The following is a 12406-nucleotide window of genomic DNA, read 5'->3' as shown; positions in this document are numbered from 1 at the left end:
GCGGGAACGCACCGGGGGCTTCGGCCCCCGGGCGGCCCCCAAGCGGGCGCCGGCCGGCTCAGGTCCGGTGTGGGGCTCAGCTGGGGTCGAGGCCGTGGCTGCGCAGCCACGGCAGCGGGTTGATCGCCGCGCCGCCGCCCGGCCGCACCTCGAAGTGCAGGTGCGGTCCGGTGGAGTTGCCCGAGTTGCCGGAGTACGCGATCGGCTGCCCGGCCTTGACGCTCGTACCGGCGGAGACGCGGTAGCTGGAGAGGTGGCAGTACCAGGTCTCCGTGCCGTCCTTCGCGGTCAGGATCAGCATGTTGCCGTAGGCGCTGTTCCACTGGGTGCGCACGACGCCGTCGGTCGCGGCCATCACGGTGGTGCCGTACGAGACGGGGAAGTCGATGCCGGTGTGCACCGACATCCAGTTGATGCCGGCCTGGCCGAAGTAGGCGCTCAGCCCGTGCTGGAGGACCGGCAGCGCGAACTTGGGGCGCATGCGCTCCTTGCGCTCCGCCTCCTCCGCCGCCTTCTTGCGCTCCAGTTCCTGCTGCGCCTTGAGGTCGATGCGCTCCTGGGTGCGGCTGGCCCGGTCGGCGAAGTCGTCGGCGCCGGCGGAAAGGCTCGCGAGCTGGGTGTCCAGCTTGTTGTTGGCGGCGGACGGTTTCACGGCGTGCCCGTCCGCGGCGGAGGCGGTGGTGTCCGTGGTGTCGTCGCCGCTGAGCGCGTTGACGGAGGCGGTGGCGATCCCGGCGACACCCATCACACAGGCCGACGGTACGGCGATGGTCAGCAGCACCGACCGCTTGGCGGGCGTACGGCGGCGGGAGCGTCCCGAGTTCCGGGCCGCCGCGCGGGACGGGCGGGGCCCGGCCTCCTCCTGCTCCTCCAGCAGGGGAGCGGAGGCCAGGTCGACGGCGGGCAGCTCACCGGTGGCGGTCGACTCGCCGTCCTCGTGCCCGGGTTCCTCGTAGGAGACCTGGTCGAAGGTGGCGGTGGCATCGGCGGTGGCGTGCGGGTCGAAGGCCGCGGTGGCCTGCTGGTCGAAAGGTTCCGGCTGGTGCTCGTAGCCGCCGCTCGCGTCGGCGGTGCCGCCGTTGTTCCACTGCGTGGCGTCGTACACGCCGGTGTCGAACGTCTGCGTGCCCCAGTCCCATTGCTGGGTGGCGTCGGCGGTGGCCTGGTCGGGCTGGAGCCAGGCGGACGCGTCCCACTGGCCGGAGGCATCGGCCGGATCGGCCTGCGGCGGGATGGCCGACAGGTGCTGGTAGCCGGTCGTCCAGGCGGTCGTGTCGTAGGCGCCCGTGTCGTAGGCGGCGTGGTGCTGGGCCGCGTACGGGTCCTGAGGCACCGCCTGGTGGCCACCCGTGGCCCACTGACCGGTGTCATAGCCGCCGTCGTCCGGGAGGCTGCCGAAGAGCGGGTCGGTCGCGAACGTCCCGGTGCTGTGCTCACTTCCGGAAAAACCGCTCGCGTCATACGCGTTGTGGGTGGTGAAGTTGCCGTACGGGGCGTCCTGCGCGCCGTACGACGCGTACTGCGCCGAGGAGGCGTCGGAAGCCGGAGCCGGGGTGGTCATGGTCCCCGACGGGTGACGGTCGTTCACCAACTTCTCTTTCGCCTCGACAACAGGGGCTGCCAGAGCAGTGCGGCGACTGTACCCGGCGGTACGCGGGCACGACAATCTTCGTCTGGTTTCGTGCGCGCAGGAAACGGGCATTCGGCCGTCTTTTGGCCGTCCCAGACGCGTACTTGGCCTGGTGTTCGATGATTGTTCGACTGCCTGTTGCCGTCGAGGTGTTTGGCGACGATTCCCGGACCGTTCCGGAGTGCAGCCTTCCGGTCACATGAGGTGACCGAAAGGCCGGGTGCGGTCGGCCGTCCTGCGACGTCAGGCCACGGTCAGGCCGCCCGCACGCGTGCCGGCGTCGGCTCCCGGCAGCTCCGCGTCGAGGGCCTGCCGTATGCCGGCCGCCACGGCCGGGTGAACCGGCAGGGCCAGATGGCCGATCCCGGTCACCCGGACGTTGTGCGCCAGCAGGTCGGGGTGGTCGATGCAGGCGCTCTCCAGCGGGTCCATCAGATGGTCCAGGTCGCTCCAGAAGCTCACGAAACGCGTACGGCAGCCCGGCGCCGGCTGGGCCAGCTCCTCGAGCACCGGCGAGCCGGGCCGCATCTGGCGCACGATCGGATGGGCGTTGGCCAGCGGCGCCACCCGGGTGCCGGAGTGCGGCGTACCCAGCGTGACCAGCGTGCGCACTCGGTGATCGCCGCCGAGCCGCTGCACGTAGTAGCGGGCGATCAGGCCGCCGAGGCTGTGCCCGACGACATCCACGCGCTCACTGCCCGTGCGCTCGCATATCTCCTCGATGTGCCGCCCGAGCAGTTCGGCCGCGATGCGGATGTCGCAGGTCAGCGGCGAGTAATTCAGTGACTCGACGCGCTGCCTGCCGTGCTGGGCGAGATTGCGACGCAGCAGCACGAACACGGACCGGTTGTCGATGAAGCCGTGCAGCAGCACCACGGGCGGCCGGGTCGGCACCGGCAGCCGGGCCGGATCCGGGACCTCGCAGGCCGTGTCGTCGCTGGTGAGCCCTGGGGCGGCGCCGGGAGAGACACCGCGTCCGGGGCCGGCCGGCGCGGGCAGGGGGCGGCTGCGGCGCTCCTGCACGATGCCGGAGGGATACAGCAGGAGGTGACCGGTGAGGATCGCGAGTTCCAGGGCGGTCGCCTTCAGCAGGGCCGCCGAGAGTCCGGCCAGCCTGCTCGGCAGGAGGCGCTGACAGAGGGGGAGAAAGGGATAGAGGACCCTGGTGACCGTCATGGCCGACCTCCTGTCGGCACCTGGGAGGACTCCTCTGTCTTCCCTGTGCCCTCGTGGAAGCCGGGGCCGAGGCCGTCGACGGCGTGTCCTACGGCGTCTGCGATGTGCTCCTGTGTCGATACGCCGTGCCTTCACGCCGCGTGGCCTGCGGCGCGGTGACACGGCGACCTCGTAGCGGCTCCCGTGGCGCTTGTTCCTTCTGGGGTACGAGTGCCCCGGAAGTGTGTGTCGCATGGCTCCCGGAATCAGGGAACCGTGCGCGATGAACATGTCCCACTGTGTGATTTCCCCCTCGCTGTGCACCGCGAAACGGCCGGTTGCGGGATGCTGGGCGATAACGTTCGTTCACTCCCCAGGCCGGTGTGGGTACCGCAGGCCTTGTCGGTAGGCGTCGGTGGGGATGGATGCAGTCGCTTCATGGAGGCAGTGATGGGTGTGGCAGCCGGTCCGATCCGCGTCGTGGTGGCGAAGCCGGGGCTCGACGGCCACGATCGCGGGGCCAAGGTCATCGCGCGTGCGCTGCGCGACGCGGGCATGGAGGTGATCTACACCGGGCTTCACCAGACCCCCGAGCAGATCGTCGACACCGCGATCCAGGAGGACGCCGACGCGATCGGGCTGTCCATCCTCTCCGGGGCGCACAACACGCTCTTCGCGGCCGTGATCGACCTGCTCAAGCAGCGGGACGCCGAGGACATCCTGGTCTTCGGCGGCGGGATCATCCCGGAGGCCGACATCCCGCCGCTGAAGGACAAGGGCGTCGCGGAGATCTTCACCCCGGGTGCGACGACCCAGTCCATCGTGGACTGGGTACGCGCGAACGTACGGCAGCCTGCCGAGGCCTGACGCCCGGCACGGCCGACGGGAGCCGGGGGCTGCGCCGCCGGTGGGTCAGTGGTGGCGTCCGGGGGTGTCTGCGGAGTACCTGAGCGGTGCCTGAGGGCGCCTGCGAGGTCTCTCGGTGCTGGAGGGTGTCGCGGTCGGCCGGAGTCCGAGGGAGTTGCCGGTCGGCCGGTGCCCGGGTGTGCCGTGGCGGGATCGGGCCCGGGGCGGGTCGCGGGTGTCCGGAGTCGGGGCGGGCCCCGGGTGGCTGGGTCCTGGGGCGGGCCCCGGGGCGTGCCCCGGCGTCCGGCTTCGGTGGCCGCCCACCATCGCGGTCACGGTGCCTCCAGCTCCCGCATCATCGCCGCGCGGAGCCGCAGTGTCGTCATGAGCCGCTGGAAGGCCTCCGCCCAGTAGCCCCCGGCCCCCGGCGACGCGTCCTCCGGTTCGTCCGGTACCGCGAGCAGCCCGTCGAGGCGCCCGGCCTCCGCGGGATCCAGGCAGCGCTCGGCCAGCCCCATCACGCCGCTGAAACTCCATGGGTAACTTCCGGCGTCCCGTGCGATGTTCAGCGCGTCCACCACCGCACGTCCGAGCAGCGCCGCCCACGGCACCGCACACACCCCGAGCAGCTGGAACGCCTCGGACAGGCCGTGCGCCGCGATGAACCCGGCGACCCACTCGGCCCGTTCGGCGGGCCGGAGCGTGCCGAGCAGCTTGGCCCGCTCGGCCAGGGAGACCGCGCCCGGACCGCCCGCCTCGGGAGCCGACGGCTCGCCGAGCAGCGCCCGCGCCCAGCCGCCGTCCCGCTGCCGGACCGCCGCCCGGCACCAGGCCGCGTGCAGTTCGCCCTGCCAGTCGTCGGCGACCGGCAGCGCCACGATCTCCCTCGGCGTCCGCCCGCCCAGCCGCCCGGACCAGGTGCTCAAGGGCGCGGCCTCCACCAACTGACCCAACCACCACGACCGTTCACCCCGCCCGGTCGGCGCCGTGGCCTGCACACCGTCGCGCTCCATGCCCGGATCGCATTCGTGGGGCGCCTCCACGACGATGGTGGGTATTTCGCGCGTGCGGTCCAGGGCCACGCACACGCCGGCGCGCACCGCCATCCGGGCGGCGAGCGCCGACCTCGGCAACGCCGACAGCAGCTCCGCCGCCGTGGCACGCACGTTGCGGCTGCGATCGGCGAGAGCCTGCTCCAGGAACGGCTCGTCGTCCGGGCCGAGGCCCGTGCGCAGCGAGTCGAGGAACATCAGCCGGTCCTCGGCACGCTCAGTGGCCCAGGTCGCCGCCAGCAGCGCGCGCCCCGCCCCGGGATCGCGGGCGCGCAACGCCGAGAGGAGGGCGACCCGTTCGGCGAAAAGACCCTCCTGCCACAGCTGCTCGATCTCCGCCCGCTGACCGGGCTGCGGCAGTGCCGTGCCGCCGCCGGGCGCGGCCCGCAGGGCGAACCGCCAGTCCGGGTTGAGCCGGGCCAGCCACAGCGCGCGCGGCCCGGCGAACTCCAGTACCGCCGGCCGCAGATCCGTCCGGCCGCGCGCCGCGTCCAGCAGCGCGGGCAGCGCCTGGGGCGGCGGCGCCCAGCCCCCCGCGTTCGCCGCGGCGAGCCACTGCGGCAGCAGCTCCATCAGATCCGGTGTCGTGCCTCTGCGGCCGGTGGCCGTGCCGGGGCGGTCGGCCAGCAGCGTGCCGAGTCTGCGGGCCGCCGCCGCGGGCAGCGGGGGGCGCGGGTCGGCGGGGGCGGGCGCGGGCCGGGGCGCGGCCGCGGCGGGCCGCAGCCCGGCACGGCGGCGCACGGTCGCCTCGGCCGCCGCGTCCAGCAGCGCCACGGGGGCCTCGCGGCCGCCTCCGAGCGGCACCGGCGGGGTGCGCCGGTCCGTACCGAGCAGCGCCGCGGTGACCAGGTCCTCCCAGGCACCGGACGCGGGGCGAGCCGGCCGGGCCACGGGAGCCGGGGTCGAGTTCATGCGCTTCCTTTCGCTGGGACGACCGGGAACGGTCGAAGGCTCACCCCGGGGTGTCCCGGGATGCCGGACGGATGGGGGCCGAGGAAGGGGACGGATGTGCCCCTCGTGCCCCCGGGCGCGTCATCGGGCCGTGCTCAGTACAGGGACACGGCGTCGCCGGGGCCGTGGGGCCAGGCGGTGAGCGGGGTGAAACCGCGGTGGCCGCACTCACCGAAGACGGTGACGGGGTCGCCGCCGGAGAGGGCCACCAGCCGCCACAGGCCGGGGCGGGCCGCAGCGGCCGGGGTGAGCGGCAGGGCGCTGTCACCGTCGGCGTCCGCGAGCTGCCACGAGTCCCCACCGGGCGTCGGTATCACCGACTCCAGCGTCACCGGGACGGACTCCAGCCACGGATCGTCCCGCAGCGCCTCGCCGTAACGGGCGGTCGCCTGCGCGGTCGTCACCCCCTTGGGCCGTACGGCCGTCGGTGCGGGCGGGGCGAACCGCTCGCCCAGTGCCACCCGCTGCCGGCCGTCTCCCGGATACGCGGACACCTCCGCGTCCAGCGCCAGGCCGACCGGCAGGGCCAGCTCCGGGGCGCGCCCGGCGGCGCCGTACGACAACAGCAGCGCGGTACGGTCGGTGGCGACGCCGTGCAGCCATATCCGGCGGGTCGTCAGCTTCGCGTCCCCCGTTGTGTCGTACTGCGCGAGGACCAGCCACTGGTCGCGCACCGCAGGACCGTCCGGCGTCACGGGCAGGCCGACGCGGGAGCGCACCGTCGCCGCCAGGCCCTCCGGCAGCCGCTCGCGGTGCAGCCAGCCCTGGTCCAGGAGGTGCACCAGGGCGCACTCCTCCAGCAGCGGCACCGGCCAGCCCGGGCCGGAGCCCGGTATCGCGCCCAACTCCCGTACCCGCGCGGCCAGCCCGGGCGCCTGCGCGTCCACCATGCGGGCCGCTGTCTCCTCCCACATCCCGTACCCCGCCCGCTCTGCCGTCGCCAGGCCCGAGCGCAGCAGATCGGCCAGGCGCTGCTCCAGCTCCGTGGCGCCGGCGGTGATCCGCTCGGCCCGGCGCTCGGCCCGCCGCCGGGCCGCCTCCGGATCGGCGGAGGAGGCGGCGGAACCTCCCTCCGGCCCCCTCTCCGCGGCCCGCTTCCTTCTCCCCTCTCTCCACTGCGCCGCCCACGCCGGCGGCTCCCCCCGAGGCACCGCGTCCTCCTCGCCCGACCAGAGCAGCAACAGTCCCAGCGCGTGCTTGCACGGGAACTTCCGGCTCGGGCAACTGCAGGAATACGCGGGCTCGGAGACATCGGCGACGTCCACCACCGTCCGGTACGCCGAGCCGCCGCTGCCCCTGCACAGCCCCCACACGATCCCCTCGCCGGAACGGCCCCCCTCGGACCACTGGCCGGCCACGCCGAGCCTGCTTCCCGCTTTGCGCGACGCGGCGTCAGGTGCCAGTGCCAGCACCTGGTCCGCACTCCAGCGCACCCCCTGCTCAGTCATGTCGTCGACGGTAGGCCCCCCCACTGACAATCGGCCCGGCGAGCGCGTTTGCGCAGGTCGGAACGCGTTGTCAGTGGCGTGGTGCACGGTGGATGCCAGATCACCGACCGGCCCGGCTGGAGGGGGACTTCGCCATGTCTGTGACCGTGGATCAACCGGCTTCCGACGAAGCGAAAGAGGACAAGGAGACGGGACCGACCGAGGCGCACACGACCCAGGCGCGACCGGCCGACGTCCTGCGACCGCATGCCGAGGACGCCTTCGCGCACGAACTCGCCGCGCTCGCAGCACAGGACGACCGCCCGCGCCCGCAGCGCTGGAGGCTGTCACCGTGGGCGGTGGCGACCTACCTGCTCGGCGGCACCCTGCCCGACGGCACGGTGATCACGCCCAAGTACGTGGGGCCGCGCCGCATCGTCGAGGTCGCCGTCACCACGCTCGCCACCGATCGCGCCCTGCTCCTGCTCGGCGTACCCGGCACGGCCAAGACCTGGGTGTCCGAACACCTCGCGGCGGCCGTCAGCGGCGACTCCACCCTGCTGGTGCAGGGCACCGCCGGCACCCCGGAGGAGGCCGTCCGCTACGGCTGGAACTACGCGCAGCTGCTGGCCCACGGCCCCAGCCGGGACGCCCTCGTGCCCAGCCCGGTCATGCGCGCCATGGCCGAGGGCATGACCGCCCGCATCGAGGAGCTCACCCGCATCCCGGCCGACGTGCAGGACACGCTGATCACCATCCTGTCGGAGAAGACCCTGCCGATACCGGAGCTGGGCCAGGAGGTGCAGGCGGTCCGCGGCTTCAACCTGATCGCCACCGCCAACGACCGCGACCGCGGGGTCAACGACCTCTCCAGCGCGTTGCGCCGCCGTTTCAACACGGTCGTGCTGCCGCTGCCGGAGAGCGTCGAGGCCGAGGTGGACATCGTCTCCCGGCGCGTCGACCAGATCGGCCGCTCGCTCGACCTGCCGGCCGCGCCCGACGGCATCGACGAGATCCGCCGCGTCGTCACGGTCTTCCGTGAACTGCGCGACGGCGTCACCGCCGACGGGCGCACCAAGGTCAAGTCGCCCAGCGGAACGCTCTCGACGGCCGAGGCGATCTCCGTCGTCGCGGGCGGCCTCGCGCTGGCCGCCCACTTCGGCGACGGTGTGCTGCGGGCCGGTGACGTGGCCGCCGGCATCCTCGGCGCCGTGGTCCGTGACCCGGCCGCCGACCGGGTCGTGTGGCAGGAGTACCTGGAGGCGGTGGTCCGCGAGCGCGACGGCTGGAGCGACTTCTACCGCGCCTGCCGGGAGGTGAGCGCATGACGCGCGGGGACGACGACCTGGGCTGGGGCCGCTCCGCGGGACGTGAGGGCGGCGGAGGCTCCTCCGGGAGCGGTGGGTCCGCGGGCAACGGAGGCTCGCAGGGGAGGGTGTGCGCGCCGGAGACGGGGCCGTGACGGGGCATTAAGGGCGCGCGAAGACCACGCCCGTGGTGGTCGCGCAGGTGAGGACATGGGCCGTGCGGATGAGGGGGATGCGATGACGGACGGTGAGGCGATCCGGCGCGGGTGGCCGGGCCCGGGGCCGCTGCTGCTCGGGGTGCGTCATCACGGGCCCGGCTCGGCCCGGGCGGTGCGCGCGGCGCTCGACGCGGCGCGGCCACGGGCGGTGCTGATCGAGGGGCCGCCCGAGGCAGACGCCCTCCTGCCGCTGGCCGCCGAGCCGGACATGCACCCGCCCGTGGCGCTGCTGGCCCACGCGGTGGACGAGCCCGGCCGCTCCTCGTTCTGGCCGCTCGCCGAGTTCTCCCCGGAGTGGGTGGCGATCCGCTGGGCCCTGGCCCATGACGTCCCGGCCCGCTTCATCGATCTGCCGGCCGTCCACTCGCTCGCGTGGGAGAGGGACGAGGGGAAAGGGGGGCTGCCCGACCGGCCCCACCTGTACGACCGGCCCGAGGGGGAAAAGGGGACGGACGGATCCGTGCCGGGCGGGGCCGAGCCGGGCAGCCCAGGGGCCGGTGGGCTCGCCGCCGGAGTGCGGCTCGATCCGCTCGCCGTGCTCGCCGACGCCGCCGGGTACGACGATCCGGAGCGCTGGTGGGAGGACGTCGTCGAGCACCGCGGGCCGGAGCGGCGGGACCCGTTCGCGCCGTTCACCGTCCTGGAGGAGGCGATGACGGCACTGCGGGAGACCTACGGCAGCGGGGGACACGACCGGGACCTGGTGCGCGAGGCCCATATGCGGCTCCAACTGCGCTCGGCGCACAAGGAGTTCGGCGAGGACGTGGCCGTGGTGTGCGGTGCCTGGCACGTTCCGGCGCTACGGCGGCGCCCGACGGTCACGGCCGACAAGGCGCTGCTCAAGGGGCTGCCGAAGGTCAAGGCCGACCTGACGTGGGTGCCATGGACGTATCGCAGGCTCGCGAGGGCCGGCGGATACGGCGCCGGGATCGCCTCGCCGGGGTGGTACGGCCATCTGTTCGACGCACCGGACCGGCCCGTCGAGCGGTGGATGACCAAGGTGGCCGGGCTGCTGCGGGCAGAGGACCGCCTCGTCTCGTCCGCGCACGTCATCGAGGCGGTACGGCTCGCCGAGACGCTCGCGGCGGTGCGCGGACGTCCGCTGCCCGGGCTCAGCGAGACGACCGACGCGGTGCGGGCCGTGATGTGCGACGGCTCGGACGTGCCGCTGGCGCTGGTGCACGACCGGCTCGTCGTGGGGGACGTGCTGGGCGAGGTGCCGCAGACGGCGCCGGCGGTGCCGTTGCAACGCGATCTGGGGCGGCTGCAGCGCCGGCTGCGGCTCAAACCCGAGGCGGCGGAGCGGGAGCTCGAACTCGACCTGCGCAAGGAGACCGACGCCGAGCGCAGCCGGCTGCTCCACCGGCTGCGGCTGCTGCGGATCACGTGGGGCGAGCCGGTCGCCTCGCGGGGCAGTACGGGCACCTTCCGGGAGACGTGGCGGCTGCGCTGGGAGCCGGAGCTGTCGGTGCGGGTCGCCGAGGCCGGGGTGTGGGGCACGACCGTGCTCGCCGCGGCCACCGGCAAGACCGAGGCGGACGCGCTCGCCGCGCAGGCCCTGGCGGAGGTCACCGCGCTGGCCGAGCAGTGCCTGCTGGCGGGGCTCGGTGACGCGCTGCCCGTGGTGATGCGGGTCCTCGCCGACCGGGCGGCGCTCGACACGGACGTCGGGCATCTGGCCCAGGCCCTGCCCGCCTTGGTCCGTTCCCTGCGCTACGGCGACGTGCGCGGCACGGACACCGCCGCGCTCGCGGAGGTCGCCGCCGGGCTCGCCGAGCGGATCTTCGTGGGGCTGCCTCCGGCGTGCGCCGCGCTCGACGCGGACGCCGCAGCCGAGACGCGGCGCCATGTGGACGCGGTCCACGGGGCAGTGGGCCTGCTGGGCGACACCCGGGAGGTGCCGGGGGCCTCGGCGGCCCCGAGCACGCTGCGCGTCCGCTGGCAGGGCGTGCTGCGGGTGCTGTCGGGGCGCGACACGGTGCCCGGTGTGATCCGTGGGCGGGCGGTGCGGCTGCTGCTGGACGACGGCGCGCTGGACCAGGACGAGGCGGCCCGGCTGATGGGGCTCGCCCTGTCGCCGGGTGCGCCGCCGGCCGACGCGGCGGCGTGGATCGAGGGCTTCGTGGGCGGTGGGGGCGGCGGGATGCTGCTCGTGCACGACGAGCGGCTGCTCACTCTGGTGGACGGCTGGCTGACCGGGGTGCCGGCGGAGGCGTTCACGGACGTGCTGCCCCTGCTGCGGCGGACGTTCTCGGCGTACGAGCCGGGGGTGAGAAGAACGCTCGGCGAGCTGGTCCGGCGCGGGCCGCAGGACCGGGGGAGGGGCGCCGCCGCCGGTGCCGAGGGTGTCCCCGGCTTCGGGCCCGGTCTGGACGCCGAGCGGGCGGACGCGGTGCTGCCCGTGGTGCGGCTGCTGCTGGGCCTGGACGGCGACCAGGAGACGACCGACGTCGACGACCTCGCGGGGGCGCGCGCATGACCACGGAACGCAGGATCACGCAAGCCAGGTCCACGCAACGCCGGACCAGGGAAGGCACGATCACGGAAGCGACGGAAGCGACGGAAGCGGGCGCCGCGGAAACGGCGGGTGCGCGGGAACGGCTGCGCCGCTGGCGGCTGGTGCTCGGCGGGGACGCCGCGGACGGCACCGGATGCGCGCTGTCCGGCCGGGACGCGGCGATGGACGGGGCGCTGACCGCCCTGTACGGCAAGGAGGACAAGGCGCGCAAGGGGCGGGACCGTTCGGCGGGCCTGGGTGCTTCGGCGCCGTCCGTCGCGCGCTGGCTCGGGGACATCCGCACCTACTTCCCCTCCTCCGTCGTCCAGGTCATGCAGCGTGACGCCATCGACCGGCTCGGTCTGTCCACCCTGCTGCTGGAGCCGGAGATGCTCGAGGCGGTGGAGGCCGACGTGCACCTCGTCGGCACGCTGCTGTCGTTGAACAAGGCGATGCCGGAGACCACGAAGGAGACCGCGCGTGCAGTGGTGCGCAAGGTCGTGGACGACCTGGAGAAGCGGCTCGCCACCCGCACCCGGGCCGCCCTCACCGGCGCCCTGGACCGCAGTGCCCGCGTCCGGCGCCCGCGCCACCACGACATCGACTGGAACCGGACGATCGCGGCCAACCTCAAGCACTACCTGCCGGAGCAGCGGACGATCGTGCCGGAGCGGCTCATCGGATACGGGCGCGCCTCGCAGTCGGTGAAGAAGGACGTCGTGCTGTGCGTCGACCAGTCCGGTTCGATGGCGGCGTCCGTCGTTCACGCCTCCGTCTTCGGCGCGGTGCTGGCCTCGATGCGGTCGATCAGCACACGGCTCGTCGTGTTCGACACGGCCGTCGTCGACCTCACGGACCAGCAGGACGACCCGGTGGACGTGCTGTTCGGGACGCAGTTGGGCGGCGGCACGGACATCAACCGGGCGCTCGCCTACTGCCAGTCGCGGATCACCCGGCCCGCGGAGACGGTGGTCGTCCTGATCAGCGACCTCTACGAGGGCGGCATACGCGACGAGATGCTGAAGCGGGTCGCGGCGATGAAGGCGTCCGGGGTGCAGTTCGTGGCGCTGCTCGCGCTGTCGGACGAGGGGGCGCCCGCCTACGACCGGGAGCACGCGGCCGCGCTCGCCGCGCTGGGGGCACCGGCGTTCGCCTGCACGCCCGACCTTTTCCCTGAGGTGATGGCGGCGGCGATCGAGAAGCGGCCGCTGCCCATACCGGACATGACTACCCATCGGTAACAGGGGGCTTGCGCAACCTCGGGCGTCGCATGCAAGGATCGATGCCGCGTATGCCCGAGGCGTGCGCCCTGCAATCCCGGCT

The 12406-nt window shown here is 73.9% G+C and carries 8 protein-coding genes; 4 read left to right on the top strand and 4 right to left on the bottom strand.

Annotation, left to right across the window (positions count from 1 at the left end):
• Positions 1–76: 76 nt before the first annotated feature.
• Together ACF1GV_RS26395 and ACF1GV_RS26390 are read right to left on the bottom strand one after the other, a co-directional pair.
• Positions 77–1588 (bottom strand): M23 family metallopeptidase, encoded by a 1512-nt coding sequence (locus ACF1GV_RS26395; protein WP_391685305.1) that lies wholly within the window; start codon positions 1586–1588, stop codon positions 77–79.
• A 285-nt stretch (positions 1589–1873) separates the two neighbouring features.
• Positions 1874–2806 carry an esterase/lipase family protein gene (locus tag ACF1GV_RS26390; RefSeq protein ID WP_391685304.1) on the bottom strand — a complete coding sequence of 311 codons (933 nt, stop codon included), beginning with the start codon at positions 2804–2806 and terminating at the stop codon, positions 1874–1876.
• Between the two features lie 429 nt (positions 2807–3235).
• On the opposite strand from ACF1GV_RS26390, the gene ACF1GV_RS26385 reads away from it, so the two are divergent.
• Positions 3236–3652 (top strand): cobalamin B12-binding domain-containing protein, encoded by a 417-nt coding sequence (locus tag ACF1GV_RS26385; RefSeq protein ID WP_363265923.1) that lies wholly within the window; start codon positions 3236–3238, stop codon positions 3650–3652.
• A gap of 311 nt (positions 3653–3963) precedes the next feature.
• Here the strand turns inward: ACF1GV_RS26385 and ACF1GV_RS26380 are convergent, their stop codons facing one another.
• Positions 3964–5595 (bottom strand): DUF5691 domain-containing protein, encoded by a 1632-nt coding sequence (locus tag ACF1GV_RS26380; protein WP_391685303.1) that lies wholly within the window; start codon positions 5593–5595, stop codon positions 3964–3966.
• Positions 5596–5729: 134 nt separating this feature from the next.
• Positions 5730–7082, bottom strand: a complete 1353-nt coding sequence (locus tag ACF1GV_RS26375; protein ID WP_391685301.1) for an SWIM zinc finger family protein — start codon at positions 7080–7082, stop codon at positions 5730–5732.
• A gap of 134 nt (positions 7083–7216) precedes the next feature.
• Here ACF1GV_RS26375 and ACF1GV_RS26370 point away from each other — a divergent pair, with 134 nt between their 5' ends.
• From ACF1GV_RS26370 to ACF1GV_RS26360, 3 genes are all read left to right on the top strand, one after another.
• Entirely contained in the window at positions 7217–8389 is a 1173-nt protein-coding gene (locus ACF1GV_RS26370) for an AAA family ATPase (protein ID WP_391685299.1), read from the top strand.
• Positions 8390–8605: 216 nt separating this feature from the next.
• Positions 8606–11065: a DUF5682 family protein gene (locus ACF1GV_RS26365; RefSeq protein ID WP_391685297.1), complete on the top strand. Its 2460-nt coding sequence runs from the start codon at positions 8606–8608 to the stop codon at positions 11063–11065.
• Entirely contained in the window at positions 11062–12324 is a 1263-nt protein-coding gene (locus ACF1GV_RS26360) for a VWA domain-containing protein (RefSeq protein WP_391685295.1), read from the top strand. Before ACF1GV_RS26365 ends, ACF1GV_RS26360 begins: the two co-directional genes overlap by 4 nt.
• Positions 12325–12406: the final 82 nt, after the last annotated feature.

The organism is Streptomyces sp. NPDC014006, assembly GCF_043088925.1.
Lineage (GTDB): Bacteria > Actinomycetota > Actinomycetes > Streptomycetales > Streptomycetaceae > Streptomyces.
Note: the sequence above shows the minus strand (reverse complement) of the source record. Positions and strands in the feature narration are given on the sequence as shown.

Coding starts and splice junctions, on each gene's coding strand:
- ACF1GV_RS26375 (WP_391685301.1), bottom strand. CDS start 7,082: ATGACTGAGCAGGGGGTGCGCTGGAGTGCGGACCAGGTGCTGGCACTG.
- ACF1GV_RS26390 (WP_391685304.1), bottom strand. CDS start 2,806: ATGACGGTCACCAGGGTCCTCTATCCCTTTCTCCCCCTCTGTCAGCGC.
- ACF1GV_RS26370 (WP_391685299.1), top strand. CDS start 7,217: ATGTCTGTGACCGTGGATCAACCGGCTTCCGACGAAGCGAAAGAGGAC.
- ACF1GV_RS26385 (WP_363265923.1), top strand. CDS start 3,236: ATGGGTGTGGCAGCCGGTCCGATCCGCGTCGTGGTGGCGAAGCCGGGG.
- ACF1GV_RS26360 (WP_391685295.1), top strand. CDS start 11,062: ATGACCACGGAACGCAGGATCACGCAAGCCAGGTCCACGCAACGCCGG.
- ACF1GV_RS26365 (WP_391685297.1), top strand. CDS start 8,606: ATGACGGACGGTGAGGCGATCCGGCGCGGGTGGCCGGGCCCGGGGCCG.
- ACF1GV_RS26380 (WP_391685303.1), bottom strand. CDS start 5,595: ATGAACTCGACCCCGGCTCCCGTGGCCCGGCCGGCTCGCCCCGCGTCC.